The organism is Kitasatospora sp. NPDC090091, assembly GCF_044747365.1.
GTDB lineage: Bacteria > Actinomycetota > Actinomycetes > Streptomycetales > Streptomycetaceae > Kitasatospora.
On record NZ_JBIVDY010000001.1, the window covers coordinates 302,635 to 323,353 of the forward strand.

At 73.4% G+C, this 20,719-nt stretch carries 20 protein-coding genes; 15 read left to right on the forward strand and 5 right to left on the reverse strand.

From position 1 onward, the window contains the following. Positions 1-58: 58 nt before the first annotated feature. On the forward strand, positions 59-3,592 hold the full coding sequence (gene dnaE, locus ACIPSC_RS01330) for a DNA polymerase III subunit alpha (RefSeq protein ID WP_400822126.1): 3,534 nt from the start codon (positions 59-61) through the stop codon (positions 3,590-3,592). 34 nt (positions 3,593-3,626) lie between these two features. Here the strand turns inward: dnaE and ACIPSC_RS01335 are convergent, their stop codons facing one another. Then, positions 3,627-4,514 carry a LysR substrate-binding domain-containing protein gene (locus tag ACIPSC_RS01335; protein WP_400822128.1) on the reverse strand — a complete coding sequence of 296 codons (888 nt, stop codon included), beginning with the start codon at positions 4,512-4,514 and terminating at the stop codon, positions 3,627-3,629. Between the two features lie 72 nt (positions 4,515-4,586). Between ACIPSC_RS01335 and ACIPSC_RS01340 the strand changes: the two genes are divergently transcribed. The 6 genes from ACIPSC_RS01340 (at position 4,587) to ACIPSC_RS01365 (ending at position 10,966) form a co-directional block, all read left to right on the forward strand. After that, positions 4,587-5,477 carry a dihydrodipicolinate synthase family protein gene (locus tag ACIPSC_RS01340; protein ID WP_400822130.1) on the forward strand — a complete coding sequence of 297 codons (891 nt, stop codon included), beginning with the start codon at positions 4,587-4,589 and terminating at the stop codon, positions 5,475-5,477. A gap of 109 nt (positions 5,478-5,586) precedes the next feature. After that, positions 5,587-6,633, forward strand: a complete 1,047-nt coding sequence (locus ACIPSC_RS01345) for an aspartate-semialdehyde dehydrogenase (protein ID WP_400822132.1) — start codon at positions 5,587-5,589, stop codon at positions 6,631-6,633. A gap of 316 nt (positions 6,634-6,949) precedes the next feature. Then, on the forward strand, positions 6,950-8,170 hold the full coding sequence (locus ACIPSC_RS01350; protein ID WP_400822134.1) for an NYN domain-containing protein: 1,221 nt from the start codon (positions 6,950-6,952) through the stop codon (positions 8,168-8,170). Between the two features lie 112 nt (positions 8,171-8,282). After that, the gene (locus ACIPSC_RS01355) at positions 8,283-9,266 is read left to right on the forward strand and encodes an ABC transporter ATP-binding protein (protein WP_400822135.1); all 984 of its coding nucleotides are present in this window, start codon (positions 8,283-8,285) and stop codon (positions 9,264-9,266) included. Beyond that, positions 9,263-10,075, forward strand: coding sequence for an ABC transporter permease (locus ACIPSC_RS01360; RefSeq protein ID WP_400822136.1), 813 nt, complete (start codon positions 9,263-9,265; stop codon positions 10,073-10,075). The genes ACIPSC_RS01355 and ACIPSC_RS01360 overlap by 4 nt, the downstream gene beginning before the upstream one ends. 75 nt (positions 10,076-10,150) lie before the next feature. Then, the gene (locus ACIPSC_RS01365) at positions 10,151-10,966 is read left to right on the forward strand and encodes a hypothetical protein (protein ID WP_400822137.1); all 816 of its coding nucleotides are present in this window, start codon (positions 10,151-10,153) and stop codon (positions 10,964-10,966) included. 31 nt (positions 10,967-10,997) lie between these two features. On the opposite strand, the gene ybaK is transcribed toward ACIPSC_RS01365, so the two are convergent. The 3 genes from ybaK to ACIPSC_RS01380 all read right to left on the reverse strand — a co-directional run bounded on the left by ybaK (position 10,998) and on the right by ACIPSC_RS01380 (position 13,926). Further along, positions 10,998-11,492 carry a Cys-tRNA(Pro) deacylase gene (gene ybaK / locus ACIPSC_RS01370; protein WP_400822138.1) on the reverse strand — a complete coding sequence of 165 codons (495 nt, stop codon included), beginning with the start codon at positions 11,490-11,492 and terminating at the stop codon, positions 10,998-11,000. Between the two features lie 85 nt (positions 11,493-11,577). Beyond that, positions 11,578-12,306 carry an LON peptidase substrate-binding domain-containing protein gene (locus ACIPSC_RS01375; RefSeq protein WP_400822139.1) on the reverse strand — a complete coding sequence of 243 codons (729 nt, stop codon included), beginning with the start codon at positions 12,304-12,306 and terminating at the stop codon, positions 11,578-11,580. A gap of 42 nt (positions 12,307-12,348) precedes the next feature. Continuing rightward, the gene (locus ACIPSC_RS01380; RefSeq protein WP_400822140.1) at positions 12,349-13,926 is read right to left on the reverse strand and encodes an oxidoreductase; all 1,578 of its coding nucleotides are present in this window, start codon (positions 13,924-13,926) and stop codon (positions 12,349-12,351) included. A gap of 90 nt (positions 13,927-14,016) precedes the next feature. Between ACIPSC_RS01380 and hisD the strand changes: the two genes are divergently transcribed. From hisD to hisF, 8 genes are read left to right on the forward strand one after another with little or no spacing between them, the layout of a single operon-like run. Next, a complete protein-coding gene (gene hisD / locus ACIPSC_RS01385; RefSeq protein ID WP_400822141.1) occupies positions 14,017-15,324 on the forward strand; it encodes a histidinol dehydrogenase in 1,308 nt (435 codons plus the stop codon). Further along, positions 15,321-16,430 carry a histidinol-phosphate transaminase gene (locus ACIPSC_RS01390; RefSeq protein WP_400822143.1) on the forward strand — a complete coding sequence of 370 codons (1,110 nt, stop codon included), beginning with the start codon at positions 15,321-15,323 and terminating at the stop codon, positions 16,428-16,430. The genes hisD and ACIPSC_RS01390 overlap by 4 nt, the downstream gene beginning before the upstream one ends. After that, entirely contained in the window at positions 16,427-17,020 is a 594-nt protein-coding gene (gene hisB / locus ACIPSC_RS01395; RefSeq protein WP_395296576.1) for an imidazoleglycerol-phosphate dehydratase HisB, read from the forward strand. The genes ACIPSC_RS01390 and hisB overlap by 4 nt, the downstream gene beginning before the upstream one ends. Further along, a complete protein-coding gene (locus ACIPSC_RS01400) occupies positions 17,017-17,169 on the forward strand; it encodes a hypothetical protein (RefSeq protein WP_313763301.1) in 153 nt (50 codons plus the stop codon). Before hisB ends, ACIPSC_RS01400 begins: the two co-directional genes overlap by 4 nt. Before the next feature lie 34 nt (positions 17,170-17,203). Beyond that, positions 17,204-17,839, forward strand: a complete 636-nt coding sequence (gene hisH / locus ACIPSC_RS01405) for an imidazole glycerol phosphate synthase subunit HisH (protein WP_400822144.1) — start codon at positions 17,204-17,206, stop codon at positions 17,837-17,839. 19 nt (positions 17,840-17,858) lie between these two features. Next, on the forward strand, positions 17,859-18,584 hold the full coding sequence (gene priA, locus ACIPSC_RS01410; protein WP_400822145.1) for a bifunctional 1-(5-phosphoribosyl)-5-((5-phosphoribosylamino)methylideneamino)imidazole-4-carboxamide isomerase/phosphoribosylanthranilate isomerase PriA: 726 nt from the start codon (positions 17,859-17,861) through the stop codon (positions 18,582-18,584). Next, positions 18,581-19,012, forward strand: coding sequence for a Rid family hydrolase (locus ACIPSC_RS01415; protein WP_400822146.1), 432 nt, complete (start codon positions 18,581-18,583; stop codon positions 19,010-19,012). The genes priA and ACIPSC_RS01415 overlap by 4 nt, the downstream gene beginning before the upstream one ends. Then, positions 19,009-19,779: an imidazole glycerol phosphate synthase subunit HisF gene (gene hisF, locus ACIPSC_RS01420; RefSeq protein WP_400822147.1), complete on the forward strand. Its 771-nt coding sequence runs from the start codon at positions 19,009-19,011 to the stop codon at positions 19,777-19,779. Before ACIPSC_RS01415 ends, hisF begins: the two co-directional genes overlap by 4 nt. 103 nt (positions 19,780-19,882) lie before the next feature. On the opposite strand, the gene ACIPSC_RS01425 is transcribed toward hisF, so the two are convergent. Continuing rightward, positions 19,883-20,665 carry a VOC family protein gene (locus ACIPSC_RS01425; RefSeq protein WP_400822148.1) on the reverse strand — a complete coding sequence of 261 codons (783 nt, stop codon included), beginning with the start codon at positions 20,663-20,665 and terminating at the stop codon, positions 19,883-19,885. Positions 20,666-20,719 lie beyond the last annotated feature (54 nt).

A 20,719-nucleotide genomic window follows, 5' to 3' on the forward strand; every position in this document is an offset into this window, starting at 1 on the left:
CTGTGACCTGCACGTTCGCCGGCCAACCAGACAAGCACGAGCCTCCGGAGGCCCCGCCTTGAGCGATCAGCCGTTCGCGCACCTGCACGTCCACACCGAGTACTCGATGCTGGACGGCGCCGCCCGGCTGAAGCAGATGTTCAAGGAGGTCGAGCGGCTGGGCCAGACCCACGTCGCGATGACCGACCACGGCAACATGTACGGCGCGGCCGAGTTCCACAAGCAGGCCACCGGCGCGGGCCTCACCCCGGTGATCGGCATCGAGGCGTACGTCGCGCCGGAGTCCCGCTCGAACACCAAGCGCGTCCTCTGGGGCCAGCCGCACCAGAAGAAGGACGACGTCTCGGCGTCCGGTGCCTACACCCACAAGACCATCTGGGCCCGGAACAAGGAGGGCCTGCACAACCTCTTCAAGCTGACCTCGCGCTCGTACTCCGAGGGCTGGCTGGTGAAGTGGCCCCGGATGGACAAGGAGCTGATCGCCGAGCTGTCCGGCGGCCTGATGGCCACCACCGGCTGCCCCTCGGGCGAGCTGCAGACCCGGCTGCGCCTCGGCCAGTTCGACGAGGCGCTCAGGTCGGCCGGCGAGTACCAGGAGATCTTCGGCAAGGAGAACTACTTCCTGGAGCTGATGGACCACGGTCTCGACATCGAGAAGCGGGTCCGCGACGGGCTGATCGAGATCGGCAAGAAGCTCGGCATCCCGCCGGTGGTCACCAACGACTCGCACTACACCACCGAGGCCGACGCCGGCGCCCACGACCTGCTGCTCTGCGTGCAGACCGGCAAGAACCTCTCGGACCCGGACCGCTTCCGCTTCGACGGGACCGGTTACTACATCAAGTCGGCCGCCGAGATGTACGCGCTGGACTCCTCGGACGCCTGGCAGGAGGGCTGCCGCAACAGCCAGCTGCTGGTGGCCGAGCGGGTCGACACCACCGGCATGTTCGAGTTCCGCAACCTCATGCCGCGCTTCCCGATCCCGGAGGGCTTCGAGTCCGAGTCGGACTTCTTCAAGTCCAAGGTCTGGGAGGGCATGGACTGGCGCTTCCCGAACGGGTACGACGAGGAGCACAAGAAGCTCGCCGAGTACGAGATGGACACCATCATCCAGATGGGGTTCCCGGCGTACTTCCTCGTGGTCGCCGACTTCATCATGTGGGCGAAGGGCCAGGGCATCGCGGTGGGCCCCGGCCGTGGTTCGGCGGCCGGCTCGCTGGTCGCCTACGCCATGGGCATCACCGACCTCGACCCGATCCCGCACGGCCTGATCTTCGAGCGCTTCCTCAACCCCGAGCGCATCTCCATGCCCGATGTCGACATCGACTTCGACGAGCGCCGGCGCGGTGACGTGATCCGGTACGTGACGGAGAAGTGGGGCTCCGACAAGGTCGCCATGATCGTCACGTACGGCACCATCAAGGCGAAGGCCGCCATCAAGGACTCCTCGCGCGTCCTCGGCTACCCCTACGCGATGGGCGACCGGATCACCAAGGCGATGCCGCCGGACGTCATGGGCAAGGGCATCCCGCTCTCCGGCATCACCGACTCCTCGCACCCGCGCTACAGCGAGGCCGGCGAGATCCGCGGGCTGTACGAGACCGACCCGGACGTCCGCAAGGTGATCGACACCGCGCGCGGCATCGAGGGCCTGATCCGCCAGCCCGGCGTCCACGCGGCCGGCGTCATCATGTCCGCCGAGCCGCTGACCGACCACATCCCGGTCTGGACCCGGCACACCGACGGCGTCACCATCACGCAGTTCGACTACCCCACCTGTGAGGGCCTCGGCCTTCTCAAGATGGACTTCCTCGGCCTGCGCAACCTGACGATCATGGACGACGCCGTCAAGGCGATCGAGAAGAACAAGGGCATCAAGATCAACCTGCTTGATCTGCCCCTGGACGACAAGCCCACCTACGAGCTGCTGGCCCGCGGCGACACGCTCGGCGTCTTCCAGCTCGACGGCGGCCCGATGCGCTCGCTGCTGCGCCTGATGAAGCCCGACAACTTCGAGGACATCTCCGCCGTCCTCGCGCTGTACCGGCCCGGCCCGATGGGCGTCAACTCGCACACCAACTACGCGCTGCGCAAGAACGGCCAGCAGGAGATCACCCCGATCCACCCGGAGCTGGAGAAGCCCCTGGAGGAGATCCTCAAGCCGACCTACGGCCTGATCGTCTACCAGGAGCAGGTCCAGAAGGCCGCGCAGATCCTGGCCGGCTACTCGCTCGGCCAGGCCGACCTGCTGCGCCGTGCGATGGGCAAGAAGAAGAAGGAGATCCTGGAGGCGGAGTTCGTCCCGTTCCAGAAGGGCTGCCGCGAGCACGGCTACTCGGACGCGGCGATCCAGGCGGTCTGGGACGTCCTGGTCCCCTTCTCCGGTTACGCGTTCAACAAAGCGCACACCGCCGGGTACGGGCTGGTCTCCTACTGGACCGCGTACCTCAAGGCCAACTACCCGGCCGAGTACATGTCCGGCCTGCTCACCTCGGTCAAGGACGACAAGGACAAGTCGGCGATCTACCTCAACGAGGCCCGGAAGATGGGCATCAACGTGCTCCCGCCGGACGTCAACGAGTCGGACGCGGACTTCACCCCGCACGGGAACGACACCGTCCGGTTCGGCCTCACCGCCATCCGCAACGTCGGCGGGCCGGTCGTCGAGTCGATGATCCGGACCAGGAAGGCGAAGGGGAAGTTCGCCTCCTTCCCGGACTTCCTGGACAAGGTGGAGTCGGTGGTCTGCAACAAGCGGACCGTCGAATCGCTGATCAAGGCCGGCTCCTTCGACTCGCTCGGGCACACCCGCAAGGGCCTGACCGCGCAGTTCGAGCCGATGATCGACAACGTCGTCGGGGTCAAGCGCAAGGAGGCCGAGGGCCAGTTCGACCTCTTCGGCGGCGACGCGGCCAGCGACGAGCCGAGCTTCGGGCTGGACGTGGTCTTCTCCGAGGAGGAGTGGGAGAAGTCCTTCCTGCTCACCCAGGAGCGGGAGATGCTCGGCCTGTACGTCTCCTCGCACCCGCTGCACGGCATCGAGCACGTGCTCGCCGACAAGGCGGACTGCGCGGTGGCGGACCTCGCGGAGCGGCCGGACGGCACCATCGTCACCATCGGCGGCATCATCTCGGGCCTGCAGCGGAAGATGACGAAGCAGGGCAACGCCTGGGCGATCGCCACCGTCGAGGACCTCGCCGGCTCGATCGACTGCATGTTCTTCCCGGCCAGCTACCAGCTGGTCTCCTCGCAGCTGGTCGAGGACGCCGTGGTGTTCGTCCGCGGCAAGCTGGACAAGCGGGAGGACGTGCCCCGGCTGATGGGCATGGAGCTGTCCGTCCCCGACCTGTCGAACGCGCACGCCGAGGCGCCGATCGTCATCAACATCCCGAGCGGCAAGGTGACGCCCCCGCTGGTGGCCCGGCTCGGCGAGGTGCTGAGCAGCCACCGGGGGACGACGGAGGTGCGGGTCCGGCTGGAGGCGCGGAACAAGACCACCGTGCTGCGGCTGGACCGGCACCGGGTGAAGTCGGACCCGGCGCTGTTCGGCGACCTCAAGCAACTGCTCGGGCCGAGCTGCCTGGCCGGGTGATCCCGCCGCCGGCGGCGGGTCGGCGGAGCTTCCGCTAGGACCCGCCGCCGAGGCCTGCGGGGACGGCGGTGTGCAGGGCCGAGACGAAGGCCGAGATCGCCGGGTGGGAGCCGGCGCCCGCGCGGAACGCGGCGCGGGTGCGCCGGTACATCGGCAGCCGGGTGAGCACCACCCCCGGCGGGGGCTGCGCGATGCCCAGGTGGGGGACGAGCGCCACCCCCTGACCGGCCGCCACCAGGGCCAGCACCGTGGCGAAGTCGTCGATCTGGTGCCGGATCCGGGGTGCGAAGCCGGCGCTCTCGCAGGCCCGGACGGCCATCGTGTGGCAGAGCGTCCCCGGCGGCGCCATGATCCACGGTGCGGCGCGGTGCTCGGCGATCGTGCCGGGGGAGCGGGCCGCCAGGTACATCGGCTCGGTGAACACCGGGCGGGTCACCGCGAGGCCGGGCTCCGGCTCGGCCGGGACGAGGTCGTACTCGTGCACCAGCGCCACGTCCAGCTCGCCCGCGCGCAGCGCGGCCGCGACGGCCGCCGGGTCCACCTCGTTCACCATCGGCTCCAGCCCCGGGTGCCAGCCGGCCAGCTCGGCGAGGACCGCCGGGATGATCGCCTTGGCCGCCGACGGGTAGGTGCCGATCCGCAGCGGACCGGCCAGCCCCTCGCGGGCGTGGGCGAGTTCGGCGTCCGCCTGCTCCAGCCGCTCCAGCACCGCTTCGGCGTGCCGCACCAGGTTCCGCCCGGCCGGCGTGAGCGCCACCCGCCGCCCGGTGCGCTCCAGCAGCGGGACACCGGCCTCCTTCTCCAGCACGGACAGCTGCTGGGAGACGGCCGAAGGGCTGAACGACAGCGCCTCGGCGACGGCGGCGATGGTGCCGAGGTGGGCGAGTTCGCGCAGCAGGCGCAGGCGTCGGACGTCGAGCATCGGCTCAGCTTACGAGAAGCGTCGGAAATGTGAACTGGACCTGCGGGACCGCCCGGTCGCAGGATCGTGACCATGGAACTCAAGGGCATCTACGTCCCCCTGGTCACCCCCTTCGCCGCCGACGGCTCGGTCGCCCTGGACGCGCTGGACAAGCTGGCCCGCTCGGTGCTCGCCGGCGGTGCGGCCGGGCTGGTCGCGCTCGGCACCACCGGCGAGCCGGCCACGCTGGACGCGGCGGAGAAGGCGGCGGTGGTCGAGGTCTGTGCCGCCGTCTGCGCCGAGCTGGGCGGGCAGCTGGTGGTCGGCGCCGGCGGTCCGGACACCCGGGCGGCCGCCGAGGAGCTGGCGGGCCTGCGCGAGCGGGTGCCGGGCGCGGCGGCCGCGCTGGTCACCGCGCCGTCCTTCGTCCGGCCGGGCGAGGCCGGGACGCTGGCGCACTTCCGGGCGCTGGCCGGGGCGAGCTCGGTGCCGCTGATCGTCTACCACATCCCGTACCGCACCGGGCAGGCACTCTCGGCCGCCGCACTGGGCGAACTCGCGGCCCTGCCGGGCGTGGTGGGCGTCAAGTACGCGACCGGCGCGGTGGACCAGGACGCGGTGGAGCTGCTCGCCGCCGGACCGGCCGGCTTCGCGGTGCTGGCCGGGGAAGACGCCTTCCTCGCGCCGATGCTGGCGCTGGGTGCGGCCGGCGGCATCCTGGCCTCCGCCCACCTGGCCACCGCCCGGTTCGTCGAGCTGGCCGCCGCCTGGGAGCGCGGGGACGTCCCGCAAGCCCGTGCGCTGGGCCACCGGCTGGCCGCGCTGTCGGCCGCCGCGTTCGCCGCGCCCAACCCCAGCGTGGTCAAGGGCGTGCTGCACGCCCAGGGCCTGATTCCCACCCCGGCGGTGCGGCTCCCGCTGCTGCCGGCCGGCCCGGCGGAGACCGCGCGGGCGCTGGAGCTCGCCACCGGTCTGGACCACTGAGCGGGTCCGGGCCTCTCACACCGTGGAATGCCAGGTCGCGCCCCGCCCGTGGCAAGGCATGATGGGCAGAGTGCGGCTGTGAACAGCAACATCAAGAGGAGTTGTCGGAATGAAGATCGGCATTGTCGGGGCCACCGGCCAGGTCGGCGGCGTGGTCCGCGAGATCCTGGCGGAGCGCGCGGGTCGCGAGGGCGGCCTGGGCCCGGTGGAGCAGCTGCGGCTGTTCGCCTCCGCCCGCTCGGCCGGGCGCACCCTGCCGTGGCAGGGCACCGAGATCACCGTCGAGGACGCGGCCACGGCCGACTACACCGGCCTGGACATCGTGATCTTCTCGGCCGGCGGTGCCACGTCCAAGGCGCTCGCCCCCAAGGTCGCCGCGGCCGGCGCTGTCGTGATCGACAACTCCTCGGCCTGGCGCCGTGACCCCGAGGTCCCGCTGGTCGTCTCCGAGGTCAACCCGGAGGCGATCGCCGACCGCCCCAAGGGCATCATCGCCAACCCGAACTGCACCACCATGGCCGCCATGCCGGTGCTGCGCCCGCTGCACGAGGAGGCCGGCCTCGCCGCGCTCGTCGTCTCCACCTACCAGGCGGTCTCCGGCAGTGGCGTGGCCGGCGTGGCCGAGCTGCAGGACCAGGCCGCCAAGGTCGTCGACGGCGCCTCGGCGCTCGCCCACGACGGCGGTGCGGTCGAGTTCCCCGAGCCCAAGGTCTACCGGCGGCCGATCGCCTTCAACGTGGTGCCGCTGGCCGGCTCGATCGTCGAGGACGGCTCCAACGAGACCGACGAGGAGCAGAAGCTCCGCCACGAGAGCCGCAAGATCCTCGGCATCCCCGAGCTGAAGGTGGCCGGCACCTGCGTGCGCGTGCCGGTCTTCTCCGGCCACTCGCTGCAGATCAACGCCCGCTTCGAGCGTCCGATCAGCCCCGAGCGCGCGGTCGAGCTGCTCGCCGGCGCCCCCGGCGTCGAGCTGAGCGAGATCCCCACCCCGCTGCAGGCGGCCGGCCGCGACCCGAGCTACGTCGGCCGGATCCGGGCCGACGAGACGGTGGAGCACGGTCTGTCGCTGTTCCTCTCCAACGACAACCTGCGCAAGGGCGCCGCGCTCAACGCCGTCCAGCTGGCCGAGCTGGTCGCCGCCGAGCTCCGGGGCTGAGCACCCGGCCGCACGCGCCGCGCGCCCGGCCGCAGCCGGGCGCCGGGCGGGCCCCCGTCCTCCGGGACGGGGGCCCGTCGCGTCCCCGTCCCGCTTCCGTCGCGTTCCCGTCGCGCTTCCGCCGCGTTCCCGGCCGTTGCCGGACCGCGACATCCGCCGAGGTTCGGCGCGCGAACCAGGGGTAAAGGTGACCCAACGATCGGGCGGCTGCGGGCCTCCCTCACCCCATCCGGGCCCGGCCGCCGGGCGGACCGCGCCCACCCGGCACCGCGACCGGCGGCGCCTGACCCCGAGGGCGAGCGGAAAGAGGTGCGCGATGGACCGCTGTGTCGTCCTGGTGGACGCGGGATACCTGCTGGGCGCCGCCGCCAGCCTGCTCGCGGGGGACCCTTCGCGCTCCCGGGTCACCGTCGACCACACCGCGCTGATCACCGCCCTGCGCGAGCGGGCCGAGGCCGAGACCGGCCTGCCGCTGCTGCGGATCTACTGGTTCGACGCCGCCCCCGACCGCCGCCCGATGCCCGAGCACCGCCGGCTGCGGGTGCTGCCCCGGGTGACCGTCCGGCTGGGCGCGCTGACCCGGGCCGAGGGCCGCTGGGTGCAGAAGGGCGTGGACGCCGCGATGCACGCCGAGCTCTCCGAACTCGCCCGCAACCGGGCCTGCGCCGACGTCGTGCTGATCACCGGCGACGGCGACCTGCTGCCCGGCATGATGTCCGCCAAGGAGCACGGCGTGGTCGTCCACCTCTGGGCGCTGCAGGCCGCCGACGGCGACTTCAACCAGTCCGAGGACCTGGTCGGCGAGGCCGACGAGCGGCGGGTGCTCGACCGGGAGTGGATCGAAGGATCGTTCAGCCTGCGCGACAACGCGGCCGTCTTCCCCGCGCCGGGGCCGCGGCACGAGATCGCCAAGATCCTGGCCGCGCCGCCGGCCGGCCCGCCCGGGGTGGTGCCGGTGCCCGCGGTCCGCCCCGGGCCGGCCCCGGCCACGGTGCCGGCGGCCAACGGGCGCCCCGCCCCGGCGGCCGCCACCGCGCTCAAGGTCGTCCCGACGCCCAAGGACATAGCGGGCCGCACCGCCGCCGCGCCGCCCGCCGCCGCGGGCCACCCGGCCGGTCCGGTGCTGCGCTGGTCCTCCGACCGCGGCTGGGTGGAGCGGCCCGCCGCCGAGCAGGCCGCCACCGCCGGCGACTGCCTGCCCACCCTGGCCCAGCTGACCACCGCCGAGCAGCGCTGGGCCGACCGCGAGGAGGACATCACCTCGATCGGCGGCGACGCCCACGAGGTCGGCCAGGTGTTCGCCCGCCGCTGGTGCGAGCGGATCGGCAACGCCGAGCGGCTCACCGTGCTCTGGCCCGACTACCCGCGCATCCCGCACCGGGTCGACGGCGAGCTGCTGCGCTACGCCGCCCGGTTCGGGCTGCTCGCGCACAAGGACGACCAGATCGACGAGCACGACCGGTACGCGATCCGGGCCGGCTTCTGGAAGGAGCTGTCCGGCCGGGTGCCCGGCGGGGACATCGTCGTGGACGACTGATCCACAGGGCAGGCCCTCACCGCAGCGGTCGTCGCTTCCGGTGGATCAGGCCCCCTTGTCCGGTTCGCGGGCCGCACGGCGTAGAGTCTTCGCTCGTGAGTGAGGGCAGCGCGTGAACCGTCCAGAGGTGACCTCGCCGTGCTGTGCCGTACGCGACCTGGTCAAGACGTACCGCTCCGGGCGCGGTGCCGCGGCCGCCGACGTCCGGGCCAACGACGGCGTCACCCTGACCGTCCGGCAGGGTGAGATCTTCGGCCTGCTCGGGCCCAACGGCGCCGGCAAGTCGACCCTGGTCCGCCAGCTCACCGGGCTGCTGCGGCCCGACTCCGGCTCCGTCGAGATCCTCGGCCACGACGTGGTCCGCCACCCCGAGCGGGCCGCCAGGCTGCTCGGCTACCTCGGCCAGGAGTCCACCGCGCTGGACGAGCTGACCGTGGCGCTCGCCGCCGAGACCACCGGCCGGCTGCGCGGCCTCAGCCGGGCGAAGGCCCGCGCGGAGGCCGCCGACGTGCTGACCGAGCTGGCCCTCGAACCGCTCGCCCACCGCCCGCTCGCCAAGCTCTCCGGCGGTCAGCGCCGGCTCGCCTGCTTCGCCGCCGCGCTGGTCGGCGAGCGGCCGCTGCTCGTCCTCGACGAGCCGACCACCGGCATGGACCCGGTCGCCCGCCGCGCGGTCTGGAGCGCCGTCGAGCGGCGCCGGACCGAGCTGCGGACCACCGTCCTGCTGGTCACCCACAACGTGATCGAGGCGGAGACCGTGCTGGACCGGGTGGCCGTGCTGGACGACGGCCGGGTGATCGCCTGCGACACGCCCGGCGGACTCAAGGCCCTCGTCGACGGCGACGTCCGGCTGGACCTGGTCTGGCGGGACGACGCCCCGCTCGCCGTGCCCGCCGTCGCGGAGCTGGCCGGGCGCGCCGAGCGCACCGGCCGCCGCTGGACCGTGCGCACCACCCCCGAGGAGGCCCGCGAGCTGGTCGCCGCCGTCACCACCGGCCCGGCCTTCGCCGCCCTGGACGACTTCACCCTGGCCACCCCGAGCCTTGAGGACGCGTACCTCAAGCTGGGCGGCCGCCATGGAGGACTGGTCAAGTGACGCTGCTCTCCGCGCCGCCGCAGACCAGCGGGACGACGGACGCCGGGCCCGCCCCGCTGGCCCCGGCCGCCCGGCTGCTGCCCGCGCTGGCCGCCGTGTACCGGGCGCAGCTGGCCCGCGCCAAGGTGGCCCGGATCCCGCTGCTGTTCGTCGCCACCTTCCAGTCGCTCGGCATCCTGGTGATGATGCGCGGCGTGGTCGACCCGGGGGAGACGGCGGCTGCGCGCTCGGTGGTGGCCGGGTCCAGCGTGCTGGTGGTGGCGTTCGTGGCGCTCAACCTGCTGGCCCAGTACTTCGGACGGCTGCGGGCGACCGGCGGCCTCGACCACTACGCGACGCTGCCCGTCCCCGCCGCCTCGGTGGTGCTCGGCGCGGCCGCCGCGTACGCCTCGTTCACGCTGCCCGGCGCGGTGGTGACGGCCGCGGCCGGGGCCGTGATGTTCGGGCTGCCGCTGGGGCAGCTCTGGGTGCTGCTCGCCGTGGTGCCGCTGGCCGGCGCGGCGCTCTCCGGGCTCGGCGCGGCCTGCGGGCTGCTCGCGCCCCGGCAGGAGATCGCCACCATGCTGGGGCAGCTCGGCATGTCGGCGGCGCTGCTGCTCGGGGTGCTCCCGGTGGACCACCTGCCGCAGCCGGTGCTCTGGCTGCGCGACCTGCTGCCGTCCACGTACGGGGTCGAGGCCTTCGCCCGGACCTTCGCCCCCGATCCGGACTGGGCGGAGGTGGTGGGCAACCTCGCCGTCTGCGCCGGGGTGGGCGTGGTGTCGCTGGCCGTCGCCACCTGGGCCTACCGGCGGGCCACCACCCGGTAGGCCCGGGCCGCGGTCCGGGCGTCCACGGTGCGGGTGGCCGGTCCGTTCCGGCGGCGCTCGTGAAACGATGGGCGGGTGACCGTACCGAACACACCTCCGGATCCCCTGCACGCGGCTGCGGGCGCCGATGCGGACACCTCCGCCCCGAACCCGTTCGCGCCGCCGGCGGCGCCGGCCCGGGCCTTCGAACGGAAGGCGGACGGACCCGCGCTCCAGCGGCTGCTGCCCGAGCTGAAGGTCGGGGCGGTCACCGTACTGGTCTGCCTGGTGCTGGGGGTGGCGATGGCGGCCCTCTGGGCGTGGCTGGCGCCGAAGGTGCCGCTGGTGGTCGACGGCAACAAGATCCTCTACGGCGACCCGGAGGGCGAGCAGCGGGCCGGGGCGGACAGCATGTTCGTCCTGATCGGCCTGGGCATGGGCGTCCTGACCGCGCTCGGGGCCTTCCTGGCCACCCGGCGGCGCGGCGGCGGGATCGCGGTGGCCGTCGGCCTCGCGGTCGGTGGGCTGCTGGCCTCGGTCGGCGCCTGGGGCCTGGGCCGCCGGCTCGGCCCGGGCAGCGACCTGGTCGCCGAGGCCAGGCGGGTCGGCAACGGCGGCCACTTCAACGCCGACATCGACCTCGGGGCGTACGGCGCGCTGCTGGCCTGGCCGATGGCCGCCATGGTGGTGCTGCTGGCGCTCTCCGCGGCGTTCGGCAAGCGCGAGGAGGACCCGCCGCCGTACTGGGCCGGCCCGTACGCCGGGCAGCAGCCGCTGGACGGCCTGCCGGCCGGTCCCGCGGACGTCGCTCCGGGCCCGGCCGGCACCGCTCCCGGCGTGGCCGGCGGGGCGCCCGGCCCGGCGGGGCGGCCGCAGGACGGGCCGCGGCCGCCGGAGGACCGGCGGGGCTGAGCCCGCCGGCGGAACGGACCGGTGCGGCCGGTCAGCGCCCGATCGGCGCGGTGCTGGCGCGGGTGAGCGTGACCAGGTCGGCGGGGGCCAGCTCGACCTCCAGCCCGCGGCGGCCGGCCGAGACGTAGACCGTGGGGTGGGCGAGGGCGCTGTCGTCCACCACGGTGCGCAGCGGCCGGCGCTGCCCGAGCGGGGAGATGCCGCCGCGGACGTAGCCGCTGCTGCGCTCGGCGGCGGCCGGGTCGGCCATCGCGGCGCGCTTGCCGCCGACGGCCGCGGCGAGCGCCTTCAGGTCGAGCTGCCCGGCCACCGGGACGACGCCCACGGTGAGGACGCCGTCCACGTCGGCGACGAGCGTCTTGAACACCCGGTCGGCGGCGACCCCGAGCGCCTCGGCGGCCTCGCCGCCGTAGGAGGCGGCCGCCGGGTCGTGCTCGTAGGCGTGCACGGTGAACGCGACGGCGGCGTTCTCCAGGGCGACCGTGGCCGGTGTGCCCTGGCCGCCCTTCTTCGGCTTCCTGGCCATCTGCGGGACCTCCGGGGCGGGAGTCGGGCGGGGCGGCCGGTCCGGGCTCCCGGACGGGCTGCGGTGCGGCTGTCGGTCGGGGCTGTCAGTTGGGGCTGAACGACTGGCGGGTCAGGTCGACGGCCGGGAGCGAGGGCAGCCAGCTCAGCACGGACGTCTCCCGGCGCAGCAGTTCCAGCTCGGTGCGCAGCCGCTGGGCGGTGTCCGGGCAGGCGAGCAGCTCCTGCTTGACCGGTGTGCCGAGCACCGAGGCGGCGGCCACCAGGTAGGAGAGCACCTGCGGATCGTCCGGCAGCTGCTGGTGGCCGACGGTGCTGGCCTCGCGGGCCCCGGCCAGCCGCTTCTGGTACGTCCGGAAGGCCCGCTCCACGCCGGCGGCCAGCGCCCCCGCACCCTCGCCGGGCTGCTCCTCGATCGGCTCGATCTCGCCGACCAGGTACGGGCCGCCGGTGTCGACCGAGCGCAGCCGGAACCGGGTGGTGCCGGTGACCAGCAGTTCGTACCGGCCGTCGGGCTGCTCCTGGGTGGAGGCGATGTCGGCCACGCAGCCGATGTGGTACATCGCTTCGAGCGGGTCGCCGGTGACGGTGCCGAGGCCGTCGAGCGGACCGGCCGGGCCGTCGTCCGCCCGGACCGGCGCGACCTCGCGGCCGTCCCGGATGGCGAGGACGCCGAACCGGCGGGGCTGGTCCTCGGGCAGCGCGAGCAGGTCGGCGACGAGACGGCGGTAGCGCTCCTCGAAGACGTTCAGGGGCAGCACCAGGCCCGGGTAGAGCACGGTGTTCAGCGGGAAGAGCGGCAGCCGTTCTGTCACGGCGCACAGCGTAGTTCCCCCGGGCCCCGGTCCGCCCGAGGGTTATCCGCGCTGGAGCATCCGGGTGGCGCCGGCGGCGACGGTGGTGGCCAGCACCCAGCCGACGATCACCAGGCCGGAGACGACCCACTGGTCGGCGCCGCCCGGGTTCCAGCCCTGCTGGCCGAGGTCCACGACCGGGAGCAGCTGGCCCAGCGCGTACAGCATCGGGTTCCAGTGCGGCCGCTCGTCGGCCTTGAGCGGCTGCAGCTCGTGGGTGGAGAAGTAGAGGCTGCCGAGCGCCCAGGCGAGCAGCAGCCAGAGCGCGGCCCGGCCGGGGCGGAAGCCGTAGCCGACGGTGACGTCCTGCATCCGGCCCCAGATCCGGGCCGGCAGCGGCAGGGTCTGCCGGCGCCGGCGCTGCTTGGCGTAGAGCACCTCGCGGGCGTCGTCGTCGGCGCCGTCCCGGCGCAGCGCGGCGGCCAGCTGCTCGTAGGACTCGGGCTGGAACTCCACCGAGGAGCCCTCCAGCCAGGCGATCCGCTGCTGGACGGTGAACGGGGCGACCGGGCGCAGGCACTCGTAGGTGAAGCCGGTCAGCCCGAGCCGCCTGCCCCGCGGCCAGGCGTCGGGGTCGTCGACCAGGTTGCCGATCCGGGCCCGGGAGAGCGAGACGCGGCCGGTGGGCGGGACCTTGCAGCTGAAGCGGAGCTCGGGCGTCTGGATGCGGCGCAGCGAGAGCTCGTCGTCCCCCTCCAGGTGGAACTCGCCGGAGATCAGGCAGGCGCTCTCGAACCGGCTGTCCGAGAGCCGGACCCTGCCGAATGCGCGGAACGGCGTGCTGGGCGCGTCCGGCGCCGGGCTCTCGCCGTAGCCGGAGCCGTAGTAGGCCTGGGAGCCGACCCAGCCGAAGTCGGCGGAGCTGGTCAGGTAGAGCGTGTGGCCGACCGTCATCCGGACGGCGTTGAGGCAGGTCCGGTTGCCGGGGACGGCGTGCAGCTGGGCGCCGCGCAGCGACAGCCGGCCGCCGATCCGGCAGGTGCGCAGCGACAGCTCGCCGCGGACCTCGATCCGTTCGGCCTCGACGTCCTGGTTGACGCCGAGCCCGTCGGCGGAGACCGCCCGGCCGTACCGGTCGGCGCCGAGCACGCTCTGGTTGAGCAGCAGGTCGGTGCCGATCCGGGCGTCGGTGAGCCGCAGGCCGTCGGGTATTCGGCAGCGGGCGAGGTGGAGGTCGCCGGAGGTGACGAGGCGGGAGGCCTCCAGCCGTGGGACCAGGCAGCCGACGAAGCGCAGCGTGCCGGCCTCGGCCTCGGACATCAGGACCTTCTGCTCGAACCGGCAGTCGTGCAGCTCGACGTAGTGCCCGATGGTGCCGCCGGCCAGCCGCAGCGGGCCGGTGATCCGGGCCCCGGTCAGCTTGAGCGAGGCGACCCGCCCGGGGACGGCGGCCGGGCCGTCCAGCAGCAGCCGGGACAGTACCTCGGCGCGGACGGTCCGCTCCGGGCCCCATTCGGCCTCGCCGAAGGGGTCGTCCTGCTCCGCGTCGCCGGCCCGCAGGTCGTGGATCCGGCCGTGCCGGAACGCCTCCCAGAGCCCCTGCTCCACCCGCGTCCAGTCGTCCGGCGCCCGTTCCGCCATCGTTCCCCCGTTCCCCCGGTCGTCTCGCCCTTCGTATCACGGACTGAAATGCGGGGCCGTCGATTCCGGCCACTCCTTACACTGGTTGGCGTGATCTCTCGAATCGATCTGCGCGGCTCGCTCGACGACCCGCGTGACCTGCTGCCCCGTGCTGACTTCGACGTCGCGGCCGCCCTGGAGAAGGTGCGGCCGATCGCCGAGGACGTACGCCATCGCGGGGTCACGGCGCTGATCGAGATCACCGAGCGGTTCGACGGCGTCCGGCTGGAGTCCACCCGGGTGCCCGCCGAGCAGATCGCCGAGGCCCTGGAGGGGCTGGACCCGAAGGTGCGGGCCGCCCTGGAGGAGTCGATCCGCCGCGCCCGCACCGTCCACGCCGACCAGCGCCGCACCGGGCACACCACCCAGGTGGTGCCCGGAGGCACGGTCACCCAGCGCTGGGTGCCGGTCGACCGGGTCGGCCTCTACGTGCCGGGCGGCCTGGCCGTCTACCCGTCCTCCGTGGTGATGAACGTGGTGCCCGCGCAGGAGGCCGGCGTCACCGGCATCGCCGTCACCTCGCCGCCGCAGAAGGCCTTCGGCGGCCGGGTGCACCCGACCATCCTGGCGGCCTGCGCGCTGCTCGGCGTCACCGAGGTGTACGCGGTCGGCGGCGCCCAGGCGGTCGCCATGTTCGCCCTCGGCACCGAGGAGTGCGAGCCGGTGAACATGGTCACCGGCCCGGGCAACATCTACGTGGCCGCCGCCAAGCGGTACTTCTCGGGCCGGATCGGCATCGACTCCGAGGCCGGCCCGACCGAGATCATGGTGCTCGCCGACGACAGCGCGGACGCCACCGAGGTGGCCGCCGACCTGATCAGCCAGGCCGAGCACGGCCCGACCTCCGGCTCGGTGCTGGTCACCGACTCGCCGGCGCTGGCCGACGCGGTGGAGGCCGAGCTCAAGGAGCAGGTCGCCCGGACCAGGCACAGCGAGCGGGTGGCCGAGGCGCTCGGTGGTCCGCAGTCCGGCCTCATCCTGGTCGACGACCTGGAGCAGGGCCTGAAGGTGGCCAACGCGTACGCGGCCGAGCACCTGGAGATCCAGACCCGGGACGCCCACGCCGTCGCCGCCGGGGTGCGCAACGCCGGCGCGATCTTCATCGGCCGGTACACCCCCGTGTCGCTCGGCGACTACGCGGCCGGCTCCAACCACGTGCTGCCCACCGGCGGCTGCGCCTGCCACTCCTCCGGGCTCTCCGTCCAGACCTTCCTGCGCGGGGTCCAGGTCGTCGAGTACGACCGCGAGGCCCTGGCCGGCATCGCCGCGCACGTCGTCAACCTGGCGGACGCCGAGGACCTCCCCGGGCACGGCGACGCGATCAAGGCCCGATTTGACTGGAGTGTCCCCGGCTCGTGACGAAGATCGACGACCTTCCGATCCGCGACGAACTGCGCGGACAGACCCCGTACGGTGCACCCCAGCTCGACGTGCCCGTCCAGCTGAACACCAACGAGAACCCGTATCAGCTGCCCGAGGAGCTGGTGGCCCGGATCGCCGAGCGCGTCACCGAGGCCGCCCGCAACCTCAACCGCTACCCCGACCGGGACGCGGTCGAGCTGCGCGAGGGCCTGGCCGCGTACCTGACCCGCACCACCGGGCACCCGGTGGCCCGGGAGCAGGTCTGGGCCGCCAACGGCTCCAACGAGATCCTCCAGCAGCTGCTGCAGACCTTCGGCGGCCCCGGCCGCACGGCGATCGGCTTCGAGCCCTCGTACTCGATGCACGCCCTGATCTCCCGGGGCACCGGCACCGGCTGGATCTCCGGCCCGCGCAACGAGGACTTCACCATCGACGTGGCCGCCGCCGAGGCGGCCATCGCCGAGCACCGGCCGAACGCCGTCTTCATCTGCTCGCCGAACAACCCGACCGGCACCGCGGTGGCCGCCGAGACCGTGCTGCGCCTGTACGAGGCCGCGCAGGCCGCCCGGCCCAGCCTGGTGATCGTGGACGAGGCGTACGTCGAGTTCTCGCACCGCGACTCGCTGCTGCCGCTGCTGGCGGGCCGCCCCAACCTGGTGGTCACCCGCACCATGTCCAAGGCCTTCGGCGCGGCCGGCCTGCGGCTGGGCTACCTCGCCGCCGACCCGGCGGTGGTGGACGCGGTGCAGCTGGTCCGGCTGCCGTACCACCTGTCGGCCGTCACCCAGGCCACCGCGCTGGCCTGCCTGGAGCACACCGACACCCTGCTCGGCTACGTCGGCCGGCTCAAGGCGGAGCGCGACCGGCTGGTCGACGCGCTGCGCGGGCTCGGCCTGGAGGTGACCGACTCGGACGCCAACTTCGTCCAGTTCGGCCGCTTCGAGGACACCCACGCCGTCTGGCAGGCCATCCTCGACCGCGGCGTCCTGGTCCGGGACAACGGCGTTCCCGGTTGGCTGCGCGTCACCGCCGGCACCCCCGCCGAGAACGACGCCTTCCTGGACGCCGTCGCAACAGTGATCAAGGAGCTGTACCCCGTATGACCCGCATCGGACGCATCGAGCGCACCACCAAGGAGACCTCGGTCCTGGTCGAGATCGACCTCGACGGCACCGGCAGGACCGACATCTCCACGGGCGTCGGGTTCTACGACCACATGCTCGACCAGCTCGGCCGCCACGGCCTCTTCGACCTCACCGTGAAGACCGACGGCGACCTGCACATCGACACCCACCACACGATCGAGGACACCGCCCTCGCGCTCGGCGCCGCCTTCAAGCAGGCGCTCGGCGACAAGGTCGGCATCTACCGCTTCGGCAACTGCACGGTGCCCCTGGACGAGTCGCTCGCCCAGGTCACCGTGGACCTCTCCGGCCGCCCCTACCTGGTGCACACCGAGCCGGAGAACATGGCGCCGATGATCGGCAGCTACGACACCACGATGACACGGCACATCCTGGAGTCCTTCGTGGCGCAGGCCCAGATAGCCCTGCACGTCCACGTGCCGTACGGGCGCAACGCGCACCACATCGTGGAGTGCCAGTTCAAGGCGCTGGCCCGGGCGCTGCGCTACGCCGCCGAGCGCGACCCGCGCGCGGCCGGCATCCTCCCGTCGACCAAGGGTGCACTGTGAGCAAGTCCGCCGTCGTCCTCCTCTTCGCCGGCCTCTTCCTGGCCGGCGGCGTGATCTCGTTCTGGAAGCAGAAGCAGTCGAAGGGCGTCATCCTCGTCCTCGCGCTGGGCTCGGCGATGTGCCTGGTCTCCGGCCTGATGCGCCTGTAACCGTCGAGCGAACGAAAGACCGGGAAACCTGAACATGGGCAAGAACGTCGTCGTGCTCGACTACGGCTCGGGCAACCTCCGCTCGGCCCAGCGCGCCGTCGAGCGCACGGGCGCCAACGTCACCGTCACCTCCGACTACCGGGCGGCGATGGACGCGGACGGCCTGCTCGTCCCCGGCGTCGGCGCCTTCGAGGCCTGCATGCGCGGGCTCAAGGGCGTCCGGGGCGACTGGATCATCGACCGCCGGCTCTCCGGGGGCCGCCCCGTGCTGGGCATCTGCGTCGGCATGCAGATCCTCTTCGAGAAGGGCGTCGAGCACGGGGTGGAGACCCCCGGCTGCGACGAGTGGCCCGGCACGGTCGAGCCGCTGGACGCGCCGGTCGTCCCGCACATGGGGTGGAACACCGTCGACGCCCCCGAGGGCAGCCGGATGTTCGCCGGCCTCGACGCCGACACCCGCTTCTACTTCGTGCACTCCTACGGGGTGCGGCACTGGGACATGGAGATCCACAGCGCGCGGATCGACCCCCCGCTGGTCACCTGGGCCACCCACGGGCAGCCGTTCGTCGCGGCCGTGGAGAACGGCCCGCTCTGGGCCACCCAGTTCCACCCCGAGAAGTCCGGCGACGCCGGCGCCGCCCTGCTGACCAACTGGGTCAACACCCTCTGACGATCTGAGAGCTGACACCATGACCCGCCTCGAACTGCTCCCCGCCGTCGACGTCCGGGACGGCCAGGCCGTCCGCCTGGTCAAGGGCGCCTCCGGCACCGAGACCTCCTTCGGCGAGCCGCTCGCCGCCGCCCTGGCCTGGCAGAACGCCGGCGCCGAGTGGCTCCACCTGGTCGACCTGGACGCCGCCTTCGGCACCGGCAGCAACCGCGACCTGCTCCGCGAGGTCACCGGCGCGCTGGACATCAAGGTCGAGCTCTCCGGCGGCATCCGCGACGACGCCTCGCTGGCCGCCGCCCTCGCCACCGGCTGCACCCGGGTCAACCTCGGCACCGCCGCCCTGGAGAGCCCCGAGTGGGTCGCCAAGGTCATCGCCGAGCACGGCGACAAGATCGCCGTCGGCCTGGACGTGGTCGGCACCACCCTGCGCGGCCGCGGCTGGACCCGCGACGGCGGCCAGCTCTTCGACGTGCTGGCCCGCCTCGACGCCGAGGGCTGCGCCCGCTACGTCGTCACCGACGTCAACCGGGACGGCACCCTGACCGGCCCCAACCTGCAGCTGCTGCGCGACGTCTGCGCCGCCACCGACAAGCCGGTGGTCGCCTCCGGCGGCGTCTCCTCGCTGGACGACCTGCGCGCCATCGCCACGCTGACCGGCGAGGGAGTCGAGGGCGCCATCGTCGGCAAGGCACTCTACGAGCAGAAGTTCACGCTCGAAGAGGCCCTGGAGGCGGTTTCAGGATGACGGAACGTCAGGTCGTGCGCGGTCGGGTCGGCGGAGTCTCCCCCTGGGAGGAGGTGTTCGGTTCGGTGCAGGCGGTCGCTGTGGGCGACCACGTGCACGTGGCCGGCGCCCGGCCCTTCCAGGGGCGGGCCCTCATCGGCGAGGGCGACCCGTACGAGCAGGCGATCGCCTCCTTCCGGGTCGGCCTGGACGCCCTGGCCGCGTACGGCCTGACCGCGGACGACGTGGTCCGCACCCGGATGTACCTGACCCACGCCCGTGACGTGGACGCGGTGGCCCGCGCCCACCGCGAACTCTTCGAGAACGTACGCCCGGTGGCCGCCATGGTGGTGGTCCAGGGCCTGATCGACCCCCGGATGCTGGTCGAGGTGGAACTCGACGCCCACCGGCCCGGGCTGGCAAGCACTGTGGAAGGCGGACAGCCGTGACCCTCGCCGTACGAGTCATCCCCTGCCTGGACGTCGACGCCGGCCGGGTGGTCAAGGGCGTCAACTTCCAGAACCTGCGCGACGCCGGTGACCCGGTCGAGATGGCCAAGCTCTACGACGCCGAGGGCGCCGACGAGCTGACCTTCCTCGACATCACCGCCTCCTCCGGCGACCGCGAGACCACCTACGACGTGGTCCGCCGCACCGCCGAGCAGGTCTTCATCCCGCTGACCGTCGGCGGCGGCATCCGCACCCCCGACGACGTCGACAAGCTGCTGCGCGCCGGCGCCGACAAAATCGGCGTCAACACCGCGGCGATCGCCCGCCCGGAGCTGATCCGCGAGATCGCCCGGCGGTTCGGCCGCCAGGTGCTGGTCCTCTCGGTGGACGCCCGGCGCTGCCCGGAGGGCACCGAGACGCCGTCCGGCTTCGAGGTCACCACGCACGGCGGGCGCCGGGGCACCGGCCTGGACGCCGTCGAGTGGGCCGGCCGGGCCGCCGAGCTGGGCGCGGGCGAGATCCTGCTCAACTCGATGGACGCGGACGGCACCAAGGACGGCTACGACCTGGAGCTGATCCGGGCGGTCCGCAAGACCGTGTCCGTCCCGGTGATCGCCTCCGGCGGCGCCGGCCGGACGGCCGACTTCGCCCCGGCGGTGGACGCCGGCGCGGACGCGGTGCTGGCCGCCAGCGTCTTCCACTTCGGCGACCTGCGGATCCGCGAGGTCAAGAACGCGCTGCGCGAGGCCGGTCACCCGGTCCGCTGAGCTGTGCCCGGCAGGGCACACCAGACACACCAGGGCCCGCCCACCGCACGGTGGGCGGGCCCTGCCGCCGTTCAGGGCCCCCGGGTTCAGGGCCCCTGCGGGTTCAGGAGTCCTGCGGTTCGCCCTTGATCAGCGCGAACGGCGCGCCGAACGGGTCCGCCAGCCAGGCGATCCGGCCGACGTTCGGGATGTCGTCGGCGGCCATCAGCACCTGGCCGCCGGCCGCCTGCGCCCGGCCGACCAGCTCGTCCACCACCTCGGTGGCGAAGTACGGCGTCCAGGACGGCGGCTGGCCCTCGGCCATGATCGGGGCGATGCCGCCGAAGGTGGTGGCCCGCTGGTCGCCCTCGGCGGGGGAGACCACCAGGTAGGTCATCCCCGGCGCGGGGAACTTCTCCGAGCGCCACCCGAACACCTGCTGGTAGAAGGCGAAGCCGGCCTCCTGGTTCGAGGTGTGCAGCTCGGCCCAGACCAGCGCGTTGTCGGTGGACACCGCGTCCAGACCGGTGGTGGTGCCGGCCTGCCAGATCGCGAACTGCGCGCCCTGCGGGTCGGTCAGCTGGGCCATCCGGCCGGCTTCCATGACGTCGAACGGCGCGACCCGCACGGTGCCACCGGCCTTCTCGACGGCGGCGGCGGTGGCGTCCGCGTCGGGCGTGCGGAAGTACGTCGTCCAGGCGGACTGCGCGCCCTCCTCGGTCAGCGGACCGACGGCGGCCACGGTCTTGCCGGCGGCCTGGAGGAAGCCGTAGCCGCCCGCGTCCGGGCCGAGGTCCTGGAACGTCCAGCCGAAGACCGCGCCGTAGAAGGTCGCGGCCGCGGCCGGGTCCGGGCTGCCGAGGTCGATCCAACAGGGCGAGCCGGCGGGAAAGTCGGTGGTGAGCATGGGGTGGTGCTCCTTCGACGGAAACGACGGCCGGCCGACCCCGGACGGGTCGGC

Coding starts and splice junctions, on each gene's coding strand:
- ACIPSC_RS01340 (WP_400822130.1), top strand. CDS start 4,587: ATGGAACTCAAGGGCATCTACGTCCCCCTGGTCACCCCCTTCGCCGCC.
- hisB (WP_395296576.1), top strand. CDS start 16,427: ATGACCCGCATCGGACGCATCGAGCGCACCACCAAGGAGACCTCGGTC.
- ACIPSC_RS01415 (WP_400822146.1), top strand. CDS start 18,581: ATGACGGAACGTCAGGTCGTGCGCGGTCGGGTCGGCGGAGTCTCCCCC.
- ACIPSC_RS01425 (WP_400822148.1), bottom strand. CDS start 20,665: ATGCTCACCACCGACTTTCCCGCCGGCTCGCCCTGTTGGATCGACCTC.
- ACIPSC_RS01350 (WP_400822134.1), top strand. CDS start 6,950: ATGGACCGCTGTGTCGTCCTGGTGGACGCGGGATACCTGCTGGGCGCC.
- ybaK (WP_400822138.1), bottom strand. CDS start 11,492: ATGGCCAGGAAGCCGAAGAAGGGCGGCCAGGGCACACCGGCCACGGTC.
- ACIPSC_RS01335 (WP_400822128.1), bottom strand. CDS start 4,514: ATGCTCGACGTCCGACGCCTGCGCCTGCTGCGCGAACTCGCCCACCTC.
- priA (WP_400822145.1), top strand. CDS start 17,859: ATGACCCGCCTCGAACTGCTCCCCGCCGTCGACGTCCGGGACGGCCAG.
- ACIPSC_RS01345 (WP_400822132.1), top strand. CDS start 5,587: ATGAAGATCGGCATTGTCGGGGCCACCGGCCAGGTCGGCGGCGTGGTC.
- hisH (WP_400822144.1), top strand. CDS start 17,204: ATGGGCAAGAACGTCGTCGTGCTCGACTACGGCTCGGGCAACCTCCGC.
- ACIPSC_RS01380 (WP_400822140.1), bottom strand. CDS start 13,926: ATGGCGGAACGGGCGCCGGACGACTGGACGCGGGTGGAGCAGGGGCTC.